Here is a 21,555-nt window from a genome sequence, read left to right as displayed (position 1 = left end):
CCCGGTCTGAAAGCGACCTGCGCTGATTAGGATTTTCCAAACGAATAGGCTCATTATCAGCCACGTAGAAACAAAAGTTTGGCTTTAGATCAATGATTAACGGAGCTTCACTGAGCAGATGTGAAAAGTGCGTCCCTGCTAGCAAATATTGGCGCTATGTCGCGGGCAGATAAATGATACGGCGTCTCCTATTCACCGCACGTTATTTGCGGCATAATCGCTGCGCCTCCTGTTTCATACTTTTTGGTGTTTATGTTACTGAACAAATCTCCGGTACTGCTCGCCGTTGGCTGCCTGTTGTGCGCCATGGTGACGATTCAATCCGGTGCTTCGATTGCTAAACAGTTCTTCCCTGTTGTCGGTGTCGGCGGCACGGTTGCGCTGCGCATTGCATTGTCTGCGATTATTCTCACACTGATTTTTCGTCCGTGGCGCCTTCGCCTCAGCGTACCTCAGTGGCGCGCCATGTTGGTGTATGGTCTGAGTCTGGGCGGCATGCAACTCTCCTTTTACTTTGCACTGGAACGCATTCCGCTTGGTATCGGTGTGGCGTTGGAATTCACTGGACCATTAATGCTGGCGCTGCTCTCATCACGCCGCAAACGTGACTTTATCTGGATTGCACTGGCTGTGGCCGGCCTCGCGTTGCTGCTGCCTGACATGTCGGGCGTGGACGCCCTTGATCCGATTGGCGTGGCGCTTGCGCTTGCGGCCGGTGGTTGCTGGGCGGGTTATATTTGGTTTGGTCAACGTGCGGGATCAGTGGGTTCCGGCGGTGCGACGGTTGCGATCGGCCTGTGTATTGCCAGCGTGATATATTTTCCGATTGGTGCCAGTTTGGCGACCGGGCCACTGTTTACCTGGTCGATTGTACCTATGGCGCTGACCATCGCAGTTTTGTCGAGCGCTTTGCCTTACAGCCTGGAGATGATGGCGCTGAGCCGTCTGTCGACTCAGCATTTCAGCGTGATGATGAGCCTGGAACCGGCCATTGCCGCCATGGCTGGCTTGGTGATTCTGGGTGAAACGCTCGGCTGGTCGCAGTGGGCCGCTATCTTACTGATCATCAGCGCCTCAATGGGCAGTACGATGTCGGCGGCGAAAAATAAAGTAGTGGTGATTCAGGAATAACCCCGTCAGATAAAAAACATAAAAAAACCGGCAAGAAGCCGGTTTTTTTATTATTCATCGTGTTGGCCGATTTTTACCGTGCCGTTAGTGCTGAACCACAACGCCTGTTTGCGTCGGCGGCCAAGCAGGATCGGACCATCATCGTAAAACAGGAAGTTCTTCCAATGGCGTTTGAAAACCGACCACTTGGTTTCAATCACGTTGTACTTTTCATAACAGAAATAGACGGTCACATCATCCTGCCAATCAATATGATCGAGAATAGCTTGTGGCATCGCAGCATCGTCGCTCTCCCACTCACTCATCCAATCCACTTCATTGCTCCAGTTGCTGGCTTTGCTTGGCCAGTCCTGTGAGCTAAAGCGCTCTGCATCCGGGCTTTGTGGGCTTAAGTTCTCTTTCCAGAACTGCGCGGCACGCATCGGCGACATCGGTTTAATTTGTTCCAGATCCTGCTCCGGTACGGGCATGGACTGGTGGGTAAAAATCCATTTTCTTTGGTACTGTTCCAAAGGCAAATACGACATGAAATGTCCTTCAGGCTTTTAGCCAACCTTGTTCGGTGGCGTGTTCAATCATTTGCTGTGCGTATTCCCACAGCGCATGTGAACCCTCGTCAATACGACGGTTCACGGTCAGTGCTTGTTGGCGGGAAACACCGTTTTCCATCCAGCTTTGTCCCTGATTATGATAGTTCAACATCATCGGAATCAGGCGGTCCAACGCTTTGGCAAACTTAGCGTCCGCCGATTGTGCCGCTTCAAATTCACGCCACAAACAAAATAGTTCTTCGCCCTGCTCTGTTGGTAGCAGCCCAAACAGTCGCTCGGCCGCTGCGAGTTCTTTTTGCGCTTGCTCAGCGGATGCGGCGGTATCGTAAACAAAGGTATCCCCTGCATCAATCTCAACCATGTCGTGCATCAGCAACATTTTGATGACTCGGTTGATATCGACAGGTTCGTTCGCATGTTCCTGCATTAACAACGCCATCATGGCAACATGCCAGCTGTGCTCAGCACTGTTTTCCAGTCGTCCCTCTGCACATTTGACTCGGGTACGACGTAATACGCTTTTCAGGCGATCCAGTTCCAGAACTAAACTCAGTTGCTGCTGCATTCTTGATTGCATGTTATTCCTTCCAGTTGGGATTCACCAATGATGTCAGGTTGTGATCCTGCCATTGACCATCAATCAACAAATAGTCCTTTGCTTGACCTTCGTGCACAAACCCGAGTCGTTGCAATACGGCTTCACTGCGTTTGTTGTGAGGCATATAAGAAGCCATCACGCGATGCAGATTTTGTTCGTTAAACATGTAGTCACACGCCATTTTCAGCGCGCGCGTCATGATCTGTTTGCCTTGCGCTTGCTCTGCCAGCGAGTAGCCGACATTGCAGGCATAAAACGGGAAACGGGAAATATTGCTGAACGAAATCGTACCCAGCATTTCGTCGCAGTCAGCATCCATGATCAGCAGGTAAAAACCGAGCGCCATCTTGTGCAGTTCACTGAGCTTAATCAGGCGTTGCTGCCAGCCAAGCTCAGAGAAAAAAGCCTCTTCACGCTTAGGTTCCCAAGGCTTGAGATAATCACGATTGACCGTAAAGTAATTCGAAATGCGCGCGGCGTCGTCAAATTCCGCCGTGCGTAAAATAATCTCGCCATCGGTTTTAAATACGTGGCCCGAGGTGTTGTATCCTTCCATCAGCGTTTCTTAATCCCGTAATCACGCAGTTTATTGGCCACCGAGGTGTGTGACACATTGAGGCGTTTCGCCAACTTTCGGCTCGACGGGAAAGATTGATACAGGCGATCAAGCACCTGCGCTTCGTAATCTTTCATAATATCGTCAAGCGAACCATCCAAGTTGATGTTGGTCATACCCGTCGCCACCGTTTCCAGTTGTGGCAGATGGAAATAATCCACCGTCAGCACATCATCCGGCATTTCGGTCAGGGCGCGCAGTACCATGTTATCCAACTGACGCATGTTGCCCGGCCACTGATATTGCGCGAGCTGATCAAGTAGATCGTCGGCCAGTTTCGGCTTCATCATGCCAAGTTTATTGCTGTGTTTCGCGATAAACAGATCCAGCAGTGGCTGAACATCACTAGGGCGTTCACGCAGTGGCGGAATGCGCAACGTCAACACGTTGAGACGATAGAACAGATCTTCGCGGAACTTGCCCGATTCGGCTAACTCCGCCAGATTGTGACGCGTTGAGGCAATCACTCGGACATCGACGTGCACTTCATGTTCTTCACCCACACGGCGGAACGTACCATCTTGCAGGAAACGCAGCAGCTTGATTTGCAAATGCGGGCTCATTTCACCGATTTCATCGAGGAATACCGTACCGCCATTCGCTTGTTCGAAAATGCCTTTGTGACCTTGCTGATGGTTAAACGATCCCGGAGCATGGCCAAACAGTTCGGTTTCAGCGACGTCATCGGGCATCGACGCACAACTCAACACCAAAAACGGCGCGCCGGAACGGTTAGATCGATTGTGACACGCACGCGCCAACATCTCTTTACCCGTGCCCGTTTCCCCTTCCAGCAACAGTGGTTGATCGAGCATAGCCAGCTTTTTCGCATGGCTGATCAACGCTTTGTGGCGGTTAGAAACACCGACAAAGTGTTCAAATCCGAGATTGTTGTGCAGTGGCAGATTATCATCCGCCATCACATGCGACGCCATTGAGCGAATGATCATCATCGAACTGGCAAGTGTCGACTCTTTGGATTCACCAGTGATGTAAACCGGCATCAGTTCCATTACATAGTCGAGACCATCCAGCACAATCTCTTCGCGCACGCGTGCTTTACTGCCTTCTACCCAACGGGCAAAGTTAAATGCCGGCAGTAAACCCGAAATGTGATGACCAATCATTTCCTGTGATTCTTTGTTGAACAGCGACAACGCAGAGTGGTTCGCCATGTCTACCGAGCCTTTGAGATCGATAGCAAGAACCGCATCGGGAAGATTGTTTAGTAGAGAGATCAGTTCGGTGTTGTGACGCTCAATCGGCATGAACTGGATTTTACGGACATCTTTGACTCCCGGAATGCGGCGAATTTCCGCCATCAGTTCACTGAAGGTTTCAAAATCGATGTCCGGACAGTTGAGGTAGATAATGCCGATCACATCGATTTCAATTCCACGTAAATCGATGTTTTTTGAGGCAAGAATATCGAGCAGTTCCCGGGTTAGCCCGAGTCTGTCTTCACAAGAGACTTCAAGACGCACTGAATCTTATCCTAATCAGAAAGTGTCACGAAAAGTTGACAGTAGTTTCTATCAAGGCCAGAAGTGCGTCAAGTAATCTCTTGTTTCAGCGCACACTTTCGTTTATTTGACGGTAAGCGCCGTGACTTTCGCCACGATTTGTTTACGAATTGCGCTTAACTTCACTGCGCGGTCTTTGTGCCACGGTAGTGGACGCAGCAGAGACATAGCTTTGAGACCCAATCGCGCAGTAAGAATGCCGACTCCCAGCCCCTGCCCGGCTCGCGCGGACACCTTGCCCGCCAAGTCCATCGACAGCAGATCCATACTGGCGTCAATCGCGAGTTCACTTGCTCCCGCAGCAGCCATATTCACCAGCACCGCTTTGAACAATTTCAGACGTGACCAGTAACCCAGCTCAACGCCATACAAGTCTGCCAGTTGGTCAATCATCTTAAAATTGCGCCACGCCACCAGCAGCATGTCGGCCACTGCCAGAGGACTGATCGCCACCAGCGCGGCGGCTTCTGTTGAGTACTGCGACACCAGTTTGGTTGCCTGTTTATCCTGCTCACTCACCACCATTGCATCGTACATTTCCAACACTTCGGCATCGCTGTGGCTGCTGTCGAGGCTACTCTGCCAACGTTGATAAGCCGGGCTTTTGGTTTGAATGCCACTCTCTTTGGCAATCTGTTCGCAGAACGCCTGACCGTGTCCCACCGCATCGGTGTTGATCAGAGTTTCAGCCTGCTCTTGAACGGAGAAATGGTTGCGCAGTTTGCGCAGTTTCCACAACTCTTTACCCAAAGCGCTCAAACCCAACCCGGCCAGTGCTGAAATGAAACCTGCCCAACCAAGGCTGAGCCAATCTGCACTCTGAATCGACGTGACGACGTTATCAATGGCTTGCCAGACCACCAAACCAGAAAAGGAAGCCAGCAGTGTGGCCGCAAACCATTTGCGTCCACGTTTAGGGCGAATCACTTGTTCAAGTTGCGATTCAACGGCAGTTTCAACCTCTTCAGCGACGCTTGGCACAAATGTCTGCGCGGCAGAAAATTGCTGCTGCGCATTGAGTTCTACGTTGGGTTCTTCCGTTTTTAGCGGCTGGCTGAACACTTGTTTGGTTTTCAATTCGCTCATTTCAATTTGTCTCCAATCAGTGTTTCTAACGCTTTATCCAGACGGATGTGTTTGCAAGGTTCATCACCACTATTTTCCATCGGACGAAATGCCGTAAAGTCGAACTGATGTTCTTGCCAATAGTTTGGATTAGGCAGCTTTTTCGGCACATCGCCCGGGTAAACTGTGATAGCGTCCCCTGCTGCCGTCACTCCTTGAATGGCTGAAACTTTGCCTTGCGGCGCGTCGATATAGCCTGACTGAGTTGCCCGCACCGAGGCCATACTGATGCAACTCATATCGATGTTTTCATACGCCGCGTGCTGCCATGCCGGATGAATCATCTGTTGCAGCAGAGACACCATGTTGGGATGCTGATCCGGCGTGACATGATCCGCTTTCGTTGCAGCGAAGAGTACTTTGTCAATTTTGGGCGCAAACAGCCGACTCAGGATGCCGCTGCGGCCATAACGAAAGCTCTGCATGATCTGCTCAATCGCGCTGCGCATATCCATAAAGGACTCGTGTCCTTCATTCAAAGGCGACAGGCAATCCACCAACACAATCTGGCGGTCGAAGGTGGCAAAGTGGTGTTTATAGAAAGCTTTCACCACTTTGTTCTGATACTCCTCGTACCGTTGCTTCAGTAGCGCCAGCATTGAGTGTTTCACCGCTTTGCGTTCACTGGTGACGTTGCGACAAGGGAAAAATTGCAGCACTGGCGCGCCTTCCAGCTCACCCGGCAACACAAATCGGCCCGGCTGAACCCAATGCAAACCATGCTCTTTGCACTGATGCAGATATTCGGTATACAGCGCCGCAATCTGTGCCAGAGTTTTCTCATTCGCTTCCTGATCGAGGTCGAGTGCAGCCAGTGCAGTCAGCCAAGGTTTGGCTAACTCAGCACGTGTGCCATGCAGCGCGTTAAATTGCTGCGCGGACCACGTCGCAAAGTCGAGTTCCAGCAACGGCAAATCCAAAAGCCATTCGCCCGGATAATCGATGATGTCCAGATACAGCGTTGAAGTGCTGCTGATTAACTTACGCGTGCGACGTTTGCTTTGGTATTTGATCGCCAGACGAATCTCGCTCACGTCGCGTGTTGGCACTGGCCATTGCGGAGGAATGCTGTGCAGCTGCTCCATCGCCTCATCGTAAGCAAAACGAGGCACCATCAAATTGGTTTGCGGTACTCGCTTGGCACCAATAATGCGCTTGTCTCGCGCGGCAGCCAACAGGGGCAAATTATTGTGGGTAGAGGTATGCAATAACTGATTAACCAGAGAGCTGATAAACGCCGTTTTACCGGCGCGTGACAGCCCCGTTACTGCTAAACGTACGTGAGAATCTAAACCGCGATGGATCAGATCCGTCATTTCTTGGCCAATTCGCTTCATTCATGGTCTCCACTGGAAAAAAACAAATATGAGTACAACAGGAACTCATAATGTTAAGTAGGTTAGCTGGAGTAATCTTAATACGAGATGAATAAAAAAGCCCCTGAATAAAATCAGAGGCTTAGATAAGCGAAATATCGATTCCGTCAGCAGGCTTTTTCTTCGCCCTCGGATATCTGACGATTTAGTCTTCTTCTATGAGCTTGTAAATCACCAGCAGAGCAATTTGCAGCAACACAAACAACACACAAGTAATGGTGACGTATTTATCATCAAAGATACTGATACCGTGCAAAATCAGGTCGTAACCTAAAAATGCGCCCACAACCACCGCGATCGCGATCTGCAGGATTCGAATAAAGCGAGGCATGTTGCTCTCCTGACGTTTTTAATAAGTGACTTAAGTATATAGGGAATTAGTATATAGAAAAAAGGTGCTGCGGACGCAGCACCTTTGTCATTTATTTGCTAAGAGTGTGCAATCGGGATCACAGACCCGACCATTCACTTTTACTTAGCCGCTTCAGCGATTTTCACTTTCCACGTATCCGGACCCACTTGGTGTGCGTTGACACCTTGAGAGTCAACCGCAACGGTGACTGGCATATCTTCGACTTCAAATTCGTAAATCGCTTCCATACCCAGATCTTCAAACGCCACCACGCGCGCTTTCTTGATCGCTTTAGACACCAGATATGCTGCGCCGCCCACGGCCATCAGATAAACGGCTTTGTGGTTTTTGATCGATTCCACCGTCGCAGGGCCGCGTTCTGCTTTACCAATCATGCCCATGATGCCGGTTTTATCGAGCATCATGTCGGTAAATTTATCCATACGAGTCGACGTTGTTGGGCCAGCTGGACCCACTGCTTCGTCACCCACAGCGTCAACCGGGCCTACGTAGTAAATGAATTTACCCTTGAAGTCGACGCCTTCTGGCAGGCCTTCACCATTGTCCAGCATGGTTTGAATGCGTTTGTGTGCCGCATCGCGGCCAGTCAGCAACTTACCAGACAGCAGCAGAGTTTCGCCGGTCTTCCACTGTTGAGCTTCTTCAGCGGTGACGGTATCCAGATTTACGCGGCGAGTGTTCGCGCCCGCTTCCCAAGTGATTTGTGGCCACTCTTCCAGTTTTGGTGGCTGCAGATCAGCAGGGCCTGAGCCATCCAGAGTGAAGTGTACGTGACGAGTCGCCGCACAGTTCGGGATCAGACACACAGGCTTAGACGCTGCATGCGTAGGTGCGGTTTTGATTTTCACGTCAACCACAGTCGTCAGACCACCCAGGCCTTGTGCACCGATACCCAGCTTGTTAACACGGTTGAAGATATCCAGACGCAGCTCTTCTTCTGCGTTTTGCGGACCACGTTCAATCAGCTCTTGAATGTCGATGTGTTCCATCAACGATTCTTTTGCCAGTACCGCTGCTTTCTCAGCCGTACCGCCGATACCAATACCCAGCATGCCAGGAGGACACCAGCCCGCGCCCATGGCTGGCAGGGTTTTCTCAACCCACTCTGCGATGTCGTCAGACGGGTTCAACATCACCATCTTGGTTTTGTTTTCACTACCGCCGCCTTTCGCCGCGATCTGAATTTCTACTTTGTCGCCAGGTACCATGTTGATATGTACCACAGCAGGCGTGTTATCTTTGGTGTTGATGCGTTTGCCAGCAGGATCCATCAGTACCGATGCACGCAGCGGGTTATCCGGATTGGTGTAAGCCTGACGTACACCTTCATCAACCATTTGTTGCACGGTCATATCCGTGGAATCCCACTGAACACCCATACCAATATTGACGAAACAGGTCACGATACCGGTATCCTGACAGATAGGACGGTGGCCTTCTGCAGACATACGAGAGTTAATCAGAATCTGGGCAATCGCGTCTTTCGCGGCCTGGCTTTCTTCACGGTGGTAGGCTTTTTCTAGGGCTTGGACAAAATCCAGAGGGTGGTAGTAAGAAATGTACTGAAGTGCATCAGCAACACTGCTGATCACATCCTGCTTGCGTATAACCGTCATTGCATGCCTCGTTATCATTATGCTTCCGTGGGCTGACGCTTGAGAGAAATGCAAAACGAGTCAGTGGAGCCAGAAGGCGAAAATCGACTGAACAAGAGCACGTCTATCAAGTAGCAGCTTTTCGTTGGAGTTTTATGATACTCTTGCTTTCCTCTACACGCTATGCAGTGAACTGTCTCTCTGTCACAATTTACACAAATGAATAACAACGAAAAAACTCAGATTCAAGCTAAGCCGCTTACTTATCAACCGGATCTCGCTAATCAGCTGTTTTCAAAGGTTGAAAGCCAGCCTTGGGCGATGTTGCTCCGCTCTGCATCCGACACGCATATCGACAGTCGATTCGACATTCTGGTTGCTCATCCTATCGTCACACTCACCACTTTTGGCGACGAAACCGAAGTGCGCGAACCCGGTGGTGTGACATTGTCACAAGATGACCCTTTTGAATTGCTGGCTAAGTTACAGCAACACTATCTCCCAGCGTTGCAATACAACGATGATCTGCCTTTTATCGGCGGCGCACTGGGCTATTTCGCTTATGATTTGGGGCGCCGCGTTGAGCGTCTGCCTAGCCTTGCCGAACACGATTTAACAGCGCCGGACATGGCCGTTGGCCTGTATGAATGGGCAATCGTCGTTGATCATCAACTGAAAACCGCGCGTGTGATTGGTCAGAACATTGAAAATGCAGAATCACTGCTCGCAGACGACAATCAAAAGCCGCTGACGCCTTTTGCCCTCTCCTCGCCTTGGCAGTCAAACATGACACCCAACAGCTACCGTGAGAAATTTACGCAAGTGCAGGAATATCTGCTCTCTGGGGACTGCTATCAAATCAACTTGGCACAGCGTTTTCAGGCGCATTACCAGGGCAGCGAATGGCTGGCTTATCTGAAACTCGAACAGTTCAATCTGGCGCCGTTTTCTGCCTTCATTCGCACTGAGCAAGGGGCCATTTTAAGTGTTTCCCCAGAGCGTTTCCTGCAAGTCAAAGACCGCATTATCGAAACCAAGCCGATCAAAGGCACTCGTCCGCGCAGTGACGATCCGGTCGTCGATGCCGCCAATGCAGCTGAACTCGCCCAAGCGGAAAAAGATCAGGCAGAAAACCTGATGATTGTCGATTTACTGCGTAACGACATCGGCCGCGTTGCCAAGCCAGGTTCAGTACACGTTCCTAAACTGTTCGACATTGAGAGTTTTCCGGCGGTGCACCACCTGGTGAGCACTATTCGCGCTGAACTAGACAGCCCATACGATTGCGCAGATCTGCTTCGCGCCTGTTTCCCGGGCGGTTCAATTACTGGCGCACCCAAAGTTCGGGCGATGGAAATCATTGAAGAGCTCGAGCCTCATCGTCGCAGTGCGTACTGTGGGTCGATTGGTTACATCAGCCGTCACGGCCGAATGGATACCAGTATTACCATCCGTACTCTGGTTGCGCAGAATCAACAGTTGTACGCGTGGGCAGGCGGTGGCGTGGTCGCCGACAGCCAATGTGAAGCGGAATATCAGGAAACGTTAGATAAGCTGAGCCGTATTCTTCCGGTGTTGGAAAATTAACTCAGCCATTTGTTGAGAATGGCATCCAGATCCAGCGCAGTGTAAGGCTTGGTCAGGATGTCATTCATTCCACACTGAAGACAGCGCTCCCGCTCCTCCAGCGTCGTAGCCGCGGTAAGTGCGATGATAGGCATGTTGAAGCCACTTTTGCGCAGTATTTCGGTGGCATCAAAGCCGTCCATTTCCGGCATACGGCAATCCATAAAAATCAGGTCATACGGTTTGTTCTCAACCGCCTCAATCGCCTGTGCTCCGTTTTCACAATTATCCGGAGTAAGATTCACCTTTTTCAGCATTTGGTTGATCACCAACTGATTCATACGAATATCGTCCACCACCAGAATAGAATGCTGGCGCAGAGCATCAGGGCTGACGCGCAGCGGCCGGCTTTCGTACATTGGCACTTTCAACTCACGCGAGCCAATCTCCAGCGGTATTGACACAAAAAACTCTGTTCCCTCGCCTTCCACACTGGAAAAGTCGATGTCGCCACGCATGAGTTCGACCAGATTCTTGCAGATGGCCAGACCAAGTCCGGTTCCCTCATACTGACGGCTTGATGAGCGATCAACCTGAGTAAATGGGTCAAATAAGGTAGCATGAGACTCAAAGGGGATACCAATTCCGGTATCCGTAATACGCAGTAGCAGACGGTCATTGATCCAGCGCGCCAACACTTTCACTTCGCCGGTATGGGTGAACTTGATTGCGTTGCCAACCAGATTCACAAGAATCTGGTTAATACGTTCAACATCGCCAATCCAATACGCAGGAAAGTCGCCCCGCGATTCAATCACAAACCCGATCCCACCTTCTCGCGCCTTGTTGGTGAAAATGCCGTACAGAGTATTTTGCAGATCCTGCCAGCGAAATTGCGTCATGATGAGCTGCATCATCCCCGCATTCATTTTGCTGAAATCCAGCAGGTCGTTGATGATGACGCGCAGCATGTCCCCGGAGTGTTGCAAGTTGGTCAGATAACTTTGCTGCTCTGCATCCAACAGGGTGTCGGCAAGCAGTTCGGCACTACCGAGCAAGCCATTCAGCGGTGTACGCAATTCATGATTAATCATGGCGACAAATTCTTTGGTCGCTTTTTCTGACTCTTCTGCCCGCTTTCGCGACTCGACCTGACGTTTCATGATCATCTGACGACTGAGCGCGCTGCACAACAACTCACCGACCAAGGACAGCTGCTTAACTAAGAATTCTCGTTCAATGTTCTCTGAATGAATCTCAAACACCATATGACCAGCCGACAAACGCTCAACCATCAGCGGCAGGCAAAGGTAATCCTGCTGCCAGTGCGGCACTTCCATATAGGGTTGGATCAGCGACAGCTCAATGTTCCCGAGTTGATTCTCAACCAACCCATCCACTTGATCCGGCGACAATTGCAGAAATACACTCGTGATGACTGGTGTCTGGATCAGGCGCTCAATGAACGTGGCGAGCAAGGTGCTGTCCAGTGCACGCGAAAGAAACGCGCGCCCGAAATATATCAGCGTGGAGTCGATGTGCTCTTCAAACTCAAACTTTTGCAAATCCTGCGACGTTTGCTTCTGCAACTGTTTCAGGGCCAAATTTAACTGCTGATTGGCCTGATACAGCTCATAGCTTTTTTGCTCAAGCAGCTTTTCAGCTTCTTTACGTGCAGCCATTTCTCGTTTGAGCTTCCGTTCCATGGGAGACTCAGAACTCATGCTTTCACCTATTCAATCAGCGTTACGGTAAACCGGACCCTACTGAGGTCTTCCGATTGGGGTTCCATAACAACATCAATTTTTTCACCGAAGTAGTCTGCGCATCCTTGCAGCAGCCCCAAACAAACATGAGACATACAGCGAGCACTCTGGTAATCAAAACTGACCTCTGTGGCGGATTCATCGATAAACAGGAATCGGGGTGGTTTGGCGTCCGGATACAGCTTCTTAACTTCCACGTGTATGTAGTCCTCTACATGACGAATAAACGCAAAACAGCTGTTCACCTGAGACAAATTAGCAGACGCAGGCACTGTCCGATACAGCGACTGAAAAACGCTGACTCCATAAACCCGTTGTAACTCATTACTATCAATCCCAGTTACGCGGCTGAGCTCAATAATCAGTTTCACCAAGGCTTTATGATCATAACTTCCGACTGACGTATACACTCCGGAATCTGCCGCCTGCTCAAGAACCTGGTCCAATACGTCTAAGCCAAACTTATCTTCAACCAGCTCGAGAAACTCGGTAAAAATAATTCCTTTCATATTATTGAGCTATCCTTAAACTAGGCTCATAAAAGCATGATTCATAAAGTTTAGATTTTCAAATCGCCGATGGAGAGAATAATTTTGCGTCCAATCAGCAAAGCAGAATTGATTCGGGGTTTCCAACTGATTACTCCGGTGGGCTACCACGCAGAATCCCTTCATCGCGTCGCACACCTGAAATCCCTTTCGTTAAGAAAAGCCTCTGTTTTGATTGGTTTTGTTGAACGCCCGACGGGTTTGAATGTGGTGCTCACTAAACGCGCCGCACATCTGAAACATCACCCGGGCCAGATCAGTTTTCCGGGTGGGAAATATGAAGAGAGCGATGGCACGCTGTACCAGACCGCCATGCGTGAAACGCGTGAAGAGATCGGCATTCAGGAAGATCAAATTGAAATTCTTGGTCAGCTCCCCGAGCTTGTTACTGTGAGTAAATTTGCGGTAACACCCGTGTTGGCATTTATTTCACCAGATTATAAAACCCTCATCGATGCGAACGAGGTAGAAGAAGTTTTTGAAGTCCCTGCCGACTTCCTGTTGGATCGTCGTCAACTGTTCAGCAACACTTTTCAAATCAAAAACTCCCCTCACCGAGTGTTCGCCATTCCATATAAACATCATTTTATATGGGGTATGACGGCACAAATCATCCAATCCCTACAAAAACACATAAATAGTGGTCGATGAACCCGCCACTCCTTAGTTTTATTAGCTTTTCACCAACACTCTGCTAACAACCTCATCTTTTACGCAAACGTTTGCGATAAGTTATTCTCATGATTGCACATATTCGGATAACTTTTACTAATCCAACTCATTAACAATTTTTACATGTAGCACAGGTTTTTCGTGATCCGAGATGGGTTTTTGACATATCATTCAATAAGCGCAGACAATTCATGATTTAGATCTAGTTTTCATAGAAGAAAATTCTGCAAAATTGCGCTCGACTTATTTCCTGTTCCCAAAAATGAGTAAAACAACATGAATACAACCACTACGGTTTCATCTACCACACAATCTGCTGGTAAATGGACCTATAAAGATTTCGTATGGTCTCTGTCGCTGTTCGGTACCGCCGTAGGTGCAGGCGTTCTGTTTCTGCCTATCAAGGCTGGTGCGGGCGGTTTTTGGCCATTAGTTATTTTAGCCCTACTCGCTGCTCCAATGACGTGGTTCGCTCATAAGAGCTTGGCACGTTTCGTTTTATCGGCGAAAAACCCTGAATCGGACATCACAGACACTGTAGAAGAACACTTTGGTAAAACTGGCGCTAACCTTATTACCTTTGCTTACTTTTTCGCGATTTACCCTATCGTTCTGATCTACGGTGTTGGTATTACAAACACAGTGGATTCTTTCCTGGTAAACCAGATCGGCATGGAATCGATTCCTCGCTGGTTGCTGTCAGGTGCGCTGATTTCAGCCATGACTGCTGGTGTCGTATTCGGTAAAGAATTGATGCTGAAAGCAACCTCTGCGATGGTTTACCCTCTGGTATTCATCCTGCTGGCGCTGTCTGTATTCCTGATCCCTGAATGGAACACTTCTATGATGGAAGTGGCACCTGACTGGTCTGGCATGCCTGCTATCATTTGGCTTGCGATTCCTATCATTGTGTTCTCGTTCAACCACAGCCCAATCATCAGCCAGTTCACTAAAGAACAGCGCATGCAACACGGTGACAATGCGGTTGCTAAAACCGACATGATCACTGGCGGCGCAGCTATGATGCTGATGGGCTTTGTTATGTTCTTCGTCTTCTCTGTGGTTCTGTCTCTGTCTCCAGAGCAACTGGCTATGGCGAAAGAGCAAAACATTAGCGTTCTGTCTTACCTGGCAAACATCCACGAATCACCAATGATCTCTTACTTGGGTCCAATCGTGGCATTTGCAGCGATCACTTCAAGCTACTTCGGCCACTTCCTGGGTGCACATGAAGGTCTGGTCGGCCTGGTAAAATCTCGCAGCGAGATGCCTATCAGCAAGATTGAAAAAATCTCTCTGATCTTCATCGTAGTGACCACTTGGATGGTAGCAATTGTTAACCCAAGCATCCTGGGCATGATTGAAACCATGGGCGCTCCAATGATTGCCGCAATCCTGTTCCTGCTGCCGGTATTCGCGATGCGGAAAGTGCCTGCAATGGCGAAGTACAAGACTTCAGCACCAGTGCAAATTTTCACAGTTATTTGTGGTCTTGCAGCCATTAGTTCTGTAATCTACGGCGCTCTTTAATCTCTACGTAAAGTATGAGCTTAGAACACAGAATATAACGATAATAAAGAGCCTCCCTTACCGATAAGGGGGGCTTACTTTTGAGGTAATCAATATGATTAGTGTATTTGATATCTATAAAATCGGTGTCGGTCCTTCGAGCTCACACACAGTCGGACCGATGAAAGCGGGTAAGCAGTTTATTGATGACCTGCGCGCAATGGGAAAATTGCGCGACATCACTAAAATCACCGTGGACGTTTATGGATCATTGTCACTGACAGGGAAAGGTCACCACACGGATATCGCGATCATCATGGGTCTGGCAGGCAACACGCCAGAAAAAGTGGATATCGATGCCATTCCGGGCTTCATTGCCCGCGTTGAAGAAACTGAACGCCTACCTGTCGGCATGCACTGTCATACGGTTGCCTTCCCTCGTGAAGGTGGTATGAACTTCCACAGAACGAACCTGTCTCTGCACGAAAACGGTATGCAGATTCACGCGTGGATTGATGAAGAAGTTGCGTATTCAAAGACTTACTACTCTATCGGCGGTGGTTTCATCGTGGATGAAGAGAACTTTGGTAAAGCCATTGAATCTCCTGTTCAAGTGCCTTACCCGTTCAGCACGGCTGAAGAGCTGGTAAACCAGTGTAAAGACAGCGGTCTGTCGATGAGTACACTGGTGATGGCGAACGAAAAAGCGCTGCACTCTGATGAAGAAGTGCGTACATATTTCGCCAACATTTGGCGCACCATGCGTGAATGTATGGAACGTGGTATGAGCACCGAAGGCATTCTGCCTGGGCCTCTGCGTGTTCCTCGTCGTGCGGCTGCTCTGCGTCAACAACTGCTGACTTCAGAGAAAATCACCAACGACCCAATGGCGGTGGTTGACTGGGTTAACATGTACGCATTTGCAGTGAACGAAGAAAACGCAGCCGGTGGCCGCGTGGTGACAGCACCAACCAACGGTGCATGTGGCATCATTCCTGCGGTTCTGGCGTACTACGACAAGTTCATTCAAACCGTGACCGAAAAAGATTACATCCGTTACTTTGCGGCTTCTGGCGCAATCGGTGGTCTGTACAAGCAAAATGCCTCCATCTCTGGCGCTGAAGTAGGCTGTCAGGGTGAAGTGGGCGTAGCATGTTCAATGGCAGCCGCAGGTCTGGCTGAGCTGCTTGGCGGTAGCCCTGAGCAAGTGTGTATGGCCGCTGAAATCGCGATGGAGCACAACTTAGGTCTGACGTGTGACCCGGTTGCTGGCCAAGTGCAGGTACCATGTATCGAACGTAACGGTATTGCAGCGGTGAAAGCGATCAACTCTACCCGTATGGCTCTGCGTCGCTCTTCTGCGCCACGCGTGTCTCTGGATAAAGTTATCGAAACCATGCTGGAAACCGGTAAAGACATGAACGCGAAATACCGCGAAACGTCGACAGGCGGTCTGGCAGTAAAAGTTATCTGCTAATTCCAACCTGAAAAAAGATTCAGCCCGATGTTCCCCCATCGGGCTTTTTTGTGCCCGCTTTACTAATCTTTACTTAGTTTTACTCACTAACGGCTTGTTTCAAATCGTGATCGGCTTATAAATAGTAATAATTCTCGCCGTCTCAATTTGGTTCATTTTTAATCTCATGTCTAAACGTACAACTAAGAAAAAAATTCTCGCCATCGTGTTAGTTGGCCTTTTCGCCGCTGGTGCAGGCTATTACTTTTATCCTAAAGAAGCCCCGCCAAGCTTTGCGACAGAACCTGTCCAGCGCGGCAACATCGAAAATACCGTTCTCGCAACCGGTATGCTTCAAGCTTCCAAGCTGGTTGCCGTGGGTGCTCAGGTCTCGGGACAGATCGAAAAACTGGCGGTGTCACTGGGAGATGAAGTCAAACAAGGCGATCTGGTTGCCCAGATAGACAGCCTGACCCAGCAGAACACGCTTAAAGAGGCGAACGCTTCGCTGAATAGCACCAATGCTCAAATCCGTGCTAAGCAAGCACAGATTCGTCAGGCGCAAGCCGAGTTCAACCGTCAGAAAGGCATGCTGGCCGACAACGCCAGTTCCAAAGCCGATTATGAATCGGCAGAAGCGTCACTCGCGGTTTACAAGGCAGAACTGGAACAGCTCAAAGCCGAGTTGGAGCAAGCCAAAATTACCGTCGACAGTGCAAAAGTGGATTTGGGCTACACCACCATTCAAGCACCTTTTGATGGCACCGTGGTTTACAGCGCCGTTGAAGAGGGGCAAACCGTCAACGCCAATCAAACCACTCCGACCATCATCGAGCTGGCACAGTTGGATAAGATGACCATCAAGGCGCAAATTTCAGAAGCGGACGTGGTCAACGTCAAGCCTGGCCTGCCCGTCTACTTCACGATTCTAGGCAAGCCGAATAAGCGTTATCACGGCACTCTGCGCGCCATTGAGCCGGGGCCGACACTCATGGACGGCGATGATAAAGATCTGTCCGTCAGCAACGACGAAGCGATCTACTACCACGGCCTGTTTGAAGTTGATAACCCGGATCGCACGCTGCGTATCGGCATGACCGCGCAAGTGTCTATCGTGCTCGATAAGGCAGAAAGCGCCCTGTTGGTTCCGGCGCAAGTGTTGATTCGCAAACCGGGGCCGAAACCGGGCTATCAGGTGCCTGTGCTGGTGAATGGTCAGGAAGAAATGCGTGATGTGACTGTCGGTATCAACAACAAAGTGAATGCCGAAATCACTTCCGGCCTGAATGAAGGCGATCAAATCATTCTGGGTATGCCGGGACAAAGCACAACGATGTCGAGCCGCCGCATGGGCCCACCGGGGATGCGTTTCTGATGTCTCAAGCATTACTTCAAATCAATCACGTTTACCGTCACTTCGCCGCCGGCGATGAAACACTCACGGTACTCAAAGACGTCAACCTGACGATTGAGCGTGGTGAGATGGTTGCCATCGTGGGCGCGTCAGGTTCGGGTAAATCGACGCTGATGAATATTCTCGGCTGTCTTGATCAGCCGAGCGCCGGTGAATACTGGATCAACGGTCAGGACACCTCAACGCTTGATTCCGATGAGCTGGCGCGTTTGCGTCGTGAATACTTTGGCTTTATCTTCCAACGCTATCACCTGCTGGGCGATCTGACGGCTCTCGGCAACGTGGAAATCCCCGCGATTTACGCCGGTTACGACAAAAAATCTCGCCAGGAACGGGCGACATCGCTTCTTGGCCGCCTCGGGCTTTCTGATCGTTTGGATCACAAGCCAAACCAGCTCAGTGGTGGCCAACAGCAACGCGTTTCGGTCGCCCGAGCTCTGGTCAACGGCGGTGATGTCATTCTGGCCGACGAACCGACGGGAGCTCTCGATAGTAAGAGCGGCTCAGAAATGATGACGCTGCTGCAGGAGCTGCATCAGTTGGGTCACACCATCATTATCGTGACTCACGATATGAAAGTGGCCGAATACGCAGATCGCATCATCGAAATTAAAGATGGTGAAATTCTTAGCGACACGGTGAACAAACACACGCAAGCTGACACCAATCTCGACTCCGTCAGTGAACCCAAAGCCGACAACGCATTTTCGCGTAGCCGTAAGTTACTGGATGATTTCTGGGAAGCGCTCAAAATGGCGCTGCTCGCCATGTCGAACCACAGATTGCGTACCTTCCTGACAATGCTGGGGATCATCATCGGCATCGCGTCGGTTGTCTCGGTGGTTGCGCTCGGTAATGGTTCGCAGAAATCGATTCTCGACAGTATTTCGTCAATGGGAACAAACACCATTGATGTTATGCCCGGCACGGGATTTGGTGACCGACGCTCAGGACGAGTCCGCACCTTAACGGCGGCGGATGCTAATGCTCTATCCAATCTGTCGTTTGTCGACAGCGTGACACCGACGCTCAGCACTTCCGTCACCATCAAATACGGTAACCAGGCCGTGACGGCGTCAGTTCAGGGTGTCGGGCCGGACTATTTCCGCGTACGTGGTTATGAACTGGCCGACGGTCAGTACTGGGATCAATCCAGTGTCGAGACGCTGGCGCAAGAAGCCGTGATAGACAACAACACGCTGAAATCTCTGTTCCCGAATCAGGATCCGATTGGTGAAGTCATTTTTGCCGGCAATCTGCCCGTGCGCATCATTGGGGTCACTAAAGCCAAAGAAAGTGCGTTCGGAAATAGCGACTCGCTCAACATCTGGGTGCCCTACACCACCGTCAGCGCCCGCATGATGGGTCAGAACTATCTGGATCGTATTTCGGTTCGCGTCAATGACAGCACTCCCAGCGATGCCGCAGAACAGGCGATCATTTCGCTGCTGAAAATGCGCCATGGCACGCAGGATTTCTTTACCATTAATACGGACACCATTCAGCAGAATATTCAGAAAACCACCGCAACCATGACATTGCTGATTTCAGCCATCGCAGTCATCTCACTGATTGTCGGCGGCATCGGAGTGATGAACATCATGCTGGTATCCGTCACTGAGCGGACACGGGAAATTGGTGTGCGCATGGCTGTCGGTGCAAGGCAAAATGACATTTTGCGTCAGTTCCTGATTGAGGCCGTATTAGTTTGTTTATGTGGCGGTACGATTGGTATCGGTGTCGCCTATTTAATTGGTGCGCTGTTTGCCACCTTTGGTAGTAGTTTCTCTATGATTTATTCCACCACTTCGATTGTGTCGGCGTTCTTGTGTTCCACTCTGATCGGCGTTCTGTTTGGTTACCTGCCTGCGAAAAACGCGGCGCAGCTTAACCCGATTGATGCCCTGGCTCGGGAGTAAATCACGATGAAATGCTATCAATATTCAACCATCGCATTGTGTGTGCTACTCGCCACCGGCTGTGTTGCGCGTTCAGAGTTACCGGAACAGAACGTAACCGTTCCCGAACAATGGCAAACCGGCCAAACCCAAAGCGAGACACAGGCAATCAGTCAGTGGTGGACCAGCTTTGGCGACCCACAACTCAATCAATGGGTTGAGAAAGTACTGGCCACAAACAGCGACCTGGCGATTGCCACGCTGACGCTCAAACAAGCGCGTTTAGAAGCAGGATTGGCAACCAGTGATACCTATCCGGATGTCTCAGCCAGCGTTTCGGGTGAACGCTCTAAACCGCTGGATGGTGGCGGCAGTTCGAAAAGTTATCAGGCCAGTCTGAGTGTCAGCTATGAGCTCGATCTGTGGGGCAAATTATCTGCGGCCAAAGATGCAGCCATGTGGACGGCCCTAGCAACGCAGCAAGAGCGTGAAGCGACTGCGCAGAGCCTGGTCGCCACCACCGCGCAGCTTTATTGGCAAATTGGCTATCTGAATCAGCGTGTCGAACTGAGCAACAACGATATCAAAGATGCCAAGGAAACTTTGGCGCTTACACAGAGCCAGTATCGTCATGGCTCGGTTACCAGAGTCAATGTGCTGGAAGCAGAACGCACTCTGGCGGGGCTGGAAGCGACACATCGTGATTACCTGCAACAGCGGACCGAAGCGGTCAATGCCTTCGCCATTTTGTTTGATCAGCCACCGCAAGATCTCGCGACCAGTATTCCGGCGCTGCCCGATTATGCTGTCCCAACCATCGAAGCGGGTGTGCCGGCCGATGTGCTGAATCGTCGCCCGGATGTTAAACAGTCACTGTTTGAATTGAAATCGGTACTGGCCACAAAAGATAATACCGACACCAACTATTTCCCGTCACTGACACTGACCGGTGCGTTGGGCGGATCGTCTACTGAACTGCGTAAATTGATCAGCGATCCGATTGGCACGTTGGGTGCCGATTTGACGCTGCCGTTCCTTAACTGGAATGAGATGCAGCTCAATCGCGATATCGCGCAAGTGAAGTATGAATCGGCCATTATCAGCTACCGTAAAACACTGTATGCCGCGTTGCAGGACGTTGATAACGCGCTGTCTGCGAAAGAGAACTATGAATTTCAGGCAGAGAAGTTACAGAAGCAGTACGACAGCGCCGCAGAAGTTGCCCGCATCTATAAAAGCCAATATGAGTACGGTGCGATTGATATCACCACCCTGCTTGATGCTCAGGAAAATGAGCGCAGTGCCAAAGCGTCATTACTGGAAAACCGCTATAACCAGCTGGTGAACATCGCTACGGTGTATCAGAGCCTCGGCGGCGAAGATATCGTAAAAGATTGATCCTGACGTCGCCGCCAATTCCGGACAGAAAAAAGGTCACCCTCAGGTGACCTTTCTTTTATGCTTCGCCGCTGTAAATGCAACCTGCGGTACAGGTTTCTTTAATTTCCACTTTGCTCAGCATCGGCAGGCTAGGTTTCAGCTCTTGCCAGATCCATTTTGCCAGCACTTCGCTGGTTGGGTTTTCCAAACCTTCAATGTCATTCAGGTAGTAATGGTCAAGACGATCGTAAATCGGCTTAAAGGCAGCCTTGATTTCTGCGAAGTCGACCAACCAACCCGTATGAGGATCCACATCACCTGCTACGTACAGGCGAACCAGAAAAGAGTGTCCGTGCAAGCGGCCGCATTTGTGGCCTTCTGGCACGTGTGGCAGATGGTGCGCTGCTTCAAACATGAACTCTTTGTAAATCTCGGTTTTCATCTTGGTTCTCGGGCTT

The 21,555-nt window shown here is 50.3% G+C and carries 19 protein-coding genes; 8 read left to right on the top strand and 11 right to left on the bottom strand.

Annotated elements, in window-relative coordinates:
• The first annotated feature begins 252 nt into the window (after positions 1 to 252).
• Positions 253 to 1,131: a DMT family transporter gene (locus LGV68_RS03355; protein ID WP_020431136.1), complete on the top strand. Its 879-nt coding sequence runs from the start codon at positions 253 to 255 to the stop codon at positions 1,129 to 1,131.
• Positions 1,132 to 1,181: 50 nt separating this feature from the next.
• Here LGV68_RS03355 and LGV68_RS03350 read toward each other — a convergent pair whose 3' ends face one another.
• From LGV68_RS03350 to LGV68_RS03315, 8 genes are all read right to left on the bottom strand, one after another.
• The gene (locus tag LGV68_RS03350) at positions 1,182 to 1,658 is read right to left on the bottom strand and encodes a DUF2947 domain-containing protein (protein WP_020431137.1); all 477 of its coding nucleotides are present in this window, start codon (positions 1,656 to 1,658) and stop codon (positions 1,182 to 1,184) included.
• A gap of 10 nt (positions 1,659 to 1,668) precedes the next feature.
• Entirely contained in the window at positions 1,669 to 2,259 is a 591-nt protein-coding gene (locus LGV68_RS03345) for an HD domain-containing protein (protein WP_061056476.1), read from the bottom strand.
• A 1-nt stretch (position 2,260) separates the two neighbouring features.
• Positions 2,261 to 2,836, bottom strand: a complete 576-nt coding sequence (gene rimJ / locus LGV68_RS03340; protein WP_252536256.1) for a ribosomal protein S5-alanine N-acetyltransferase — start codon at positions 2,834 to 2,836, stop codon at positions 2,261 to 2,263.
• Complete coding sequence (tyrR, locus tag LGV68_RS03335; protein WP_020330959.1) at positions 2,836 to 4,380, bottom strand: transcriptional regulator TyrR; 1,545 nt, start codon at positions 4,378 to 4,380, stop codon at positions 2,836 to 2,838. The genes rimJ and tyrR overlap by 1 nt, the downstream gene beginning before the upstream one ends.
• A 102-nt stretch (positions 4,381 to 4,482) precedes the next feature.
• Entirely contained in the window at positions 4,483 to 5,505 is a 1,023-nt protein-coding gene (locus LGV68_RS03330; RefSeq protein ID WP_044362132.1) for a TIGR01620 family protein, read from the bottom strand.
• Positions 5,502 to 6,881: a YcjX family protein gene (locus tag LGV68_RS03325; RefSeq protein WP_252536253.1), complete on the bottom strand. Its 1,380-nt coding sequence runs from the start codon at positions 6,879 to 6,881 to the stop codon at positions 5,502 to 5,504. Before LGV68_RS03325 ends, LGV68_RS03330 begins: the two co-directional genes overlap by 4 nt.
• Positions 6,882 to 7,065: 184 nt before the next feature.
• On the bottom strand, positions 7,066 to 7,251 hold the full coding sequence (locus LGV68_RS03320) for a hypothetical protein (RefSeq protein WP_020330955.1): 186 nt from the start codon (positions 7,249 to 7,251) through the stop codon (positions 7,066 to 7,068).
• 140 nt (positions 7,252 to 7,391) lie between these two features.
• A complete protein-coding gene (locus LGV68_RS03315; protein WP_020330954.1) occupies positions 7,392 to 8,909 on the bottom strand; it encodes a fumarate hydratase in 1,518 nt (505 codons plus the stop codon).
• Between the two features lie 198 nt (positions 8,910 to 9,107).
• Here LGV68_RS03315 and pabB point away from each other — a divergent pair, with 198 nt between their 5' ends.
• Positions 9,108 to 10,475 (top strand): aminodeoxychorismate synthase component 1, encoded by a 1,368-nt coding sequence (gene pabB, locus LGV68_RS03310; RefSeq protein WP_252536252.1) that lies wholly within the window; start codon positions 9,108 to 9,110, stop codon positions 10,473 to 10,475.
• On the opposite strand, the gene LGV68_RS03305 is transcribed toward pabB, so the two are convergent.
• Both LGV68_RS03305 and LGV68_RS03300 read right to left on the bottom strand, forming a co-directional pair.
• On the bottom strand, positions 10,472 to 12,178 hold the full coding sequence (locus LGV68_RS03305) for an ATP-binding protein (protein ID WP_252536251.1): 1,707 nt from the start codon (positions 12,176 to 12,178) through the stop codon (positions 10,472 to 10,474). The two genes, pabB and LGV68_RS03305, sit on opposite strands and share 4 nt — an antisense overlap.
• An 8-nt stretch (positions 12,179 to 12,186) precedes the next feature.
• The gene (locus LGV68_RS03300) at positions 12,187 to 12,729 is read right to left on the bottom strand and encodes a heme NO-binding domain-containing protein (protein WP_020330951.1); all 543 of its coding nucleotides are present in this window, start codon (positions 12,727 to 12,729) and stop codon (positions 12,187 to 12,189) included.
• A gap of 84 nt (positions 12,730 to 12,813) precedes the next feature.
• Between LGV68_RS03300 and LGV68_RS03295 the strand changes: the two genes are divergently transcribed.
• From LGV68_RS03295 to LGV68_RS03270, 6 genes are all read left to right on the top strand, one after another.
• Positions 12,814 to 13,419: a CoA pyrophosphatase gene (locus tag LGV68_RS03295; protein ID WP_020330950.1), complete on the top strand. Its 606-nt coding sequence runs from the start codon at positions 12,814 to 12,816 to the stop codon at positions 13,417 to 13,419.
• A 297-nt stretch (positions 13,420 to 13,716) separates the two neighbouring features.
• Positions 13,717 to 14,970, top strand: a complete 1,254-nt coding sequence (locus tag LGV68_RS03290) for an aromatic amino acid transport family protein (protein ID WP_252536249.1) — start codon at positions 13,717 to 13,719, stop codon at positions 14,968 to 14,970.
• 94 nt (positions 14,971 to 15,064) lie between these two features.
• The gene (locus tag LGV68_RS03285; protein WP_020431155.1) at positions 15,065 to 16,426 is read left to right on the top strand and encodes an L-serine ammonia-lyase; all 1,362 of its coding nucleotides are present in this window, start codon (positions 15,065 to 15,067) and stop codon (positions 16,424 to 16,426) included.
• A 166-nt stretch (positions 16,427 to 16,592) separates the two neighbouring features.
• The gene (locus LGV68_RS03280; RefSeq protein ID WP_020431156.1) at positions 16,593 to 17,780 is read left to right on the top strand and encodes an efflux RND transporter periplasmic adaptor subunit; all 1,188 of its coding nucleotides are present in this window, start codon (positions 16,593 to 16,595) and stop codon (positions 17,778 to 17,780) included.
• Entirely contained in the window at positions 17,780 to 19,738 is a 1,959-nt protein-coding gene (locus LGV68_RS03275; RefSeq protein ID WP_172559798.1) for a MacB family efflux pump subunit, read from the top strand. The genes LGV68_RS03280 and LGV68_RS03275 overlap by 1 nt, the downstream gene beginning before the upstream one ends.
• 6 nt (positions 19,739 to 19,744) lie before the next feature.
• A complete protein-coding gene (locus LGV68_RS03270; protein WP_252536247.1) occupies positions 19,745 to 21,115 on the top strand; it encodes an efflux transporter outer membrane subunit in 1,371 nt (456 codons plus the stop codon).
• A gap of 58 nt (positions 21,116 to 21,173) precedes the next feature.
• On the opposite strand, the gene queD is transcribed toward LGV68_RS03270, so the two are convergent.
• Positions 21,174 to 21,539 (bottom strand): 6-carboxytetrahydropterin synthase QueD, encoded by a 366-nt coding sequence (queD, locus tag LGV68_RS03265; RefSeq protein ID WP_020330944.1) that lies wholly within the window; start codon positions 21,537 to 21,539, stop codon positions 21,174 to 21,176.
• Positions 21,540 to 21,555 lie beyond the last annotated feature (16 nt).

The sequence above is a fragment of the Vibrio sp. LQ2 genome, assembly GCF_023920125.1.
Classification (GTDB): domain Bacteria; phylum Pseudomonadota; class Gammaproteobacteria; order Enterobacterales; family Vibrionaceae; genus Vibrio; species Vibrio fluvialis.
Note: the sequence above shows the minus strand (reverse complement) of the source record. Positions and strands in the feature narration are given on the sequence as shown.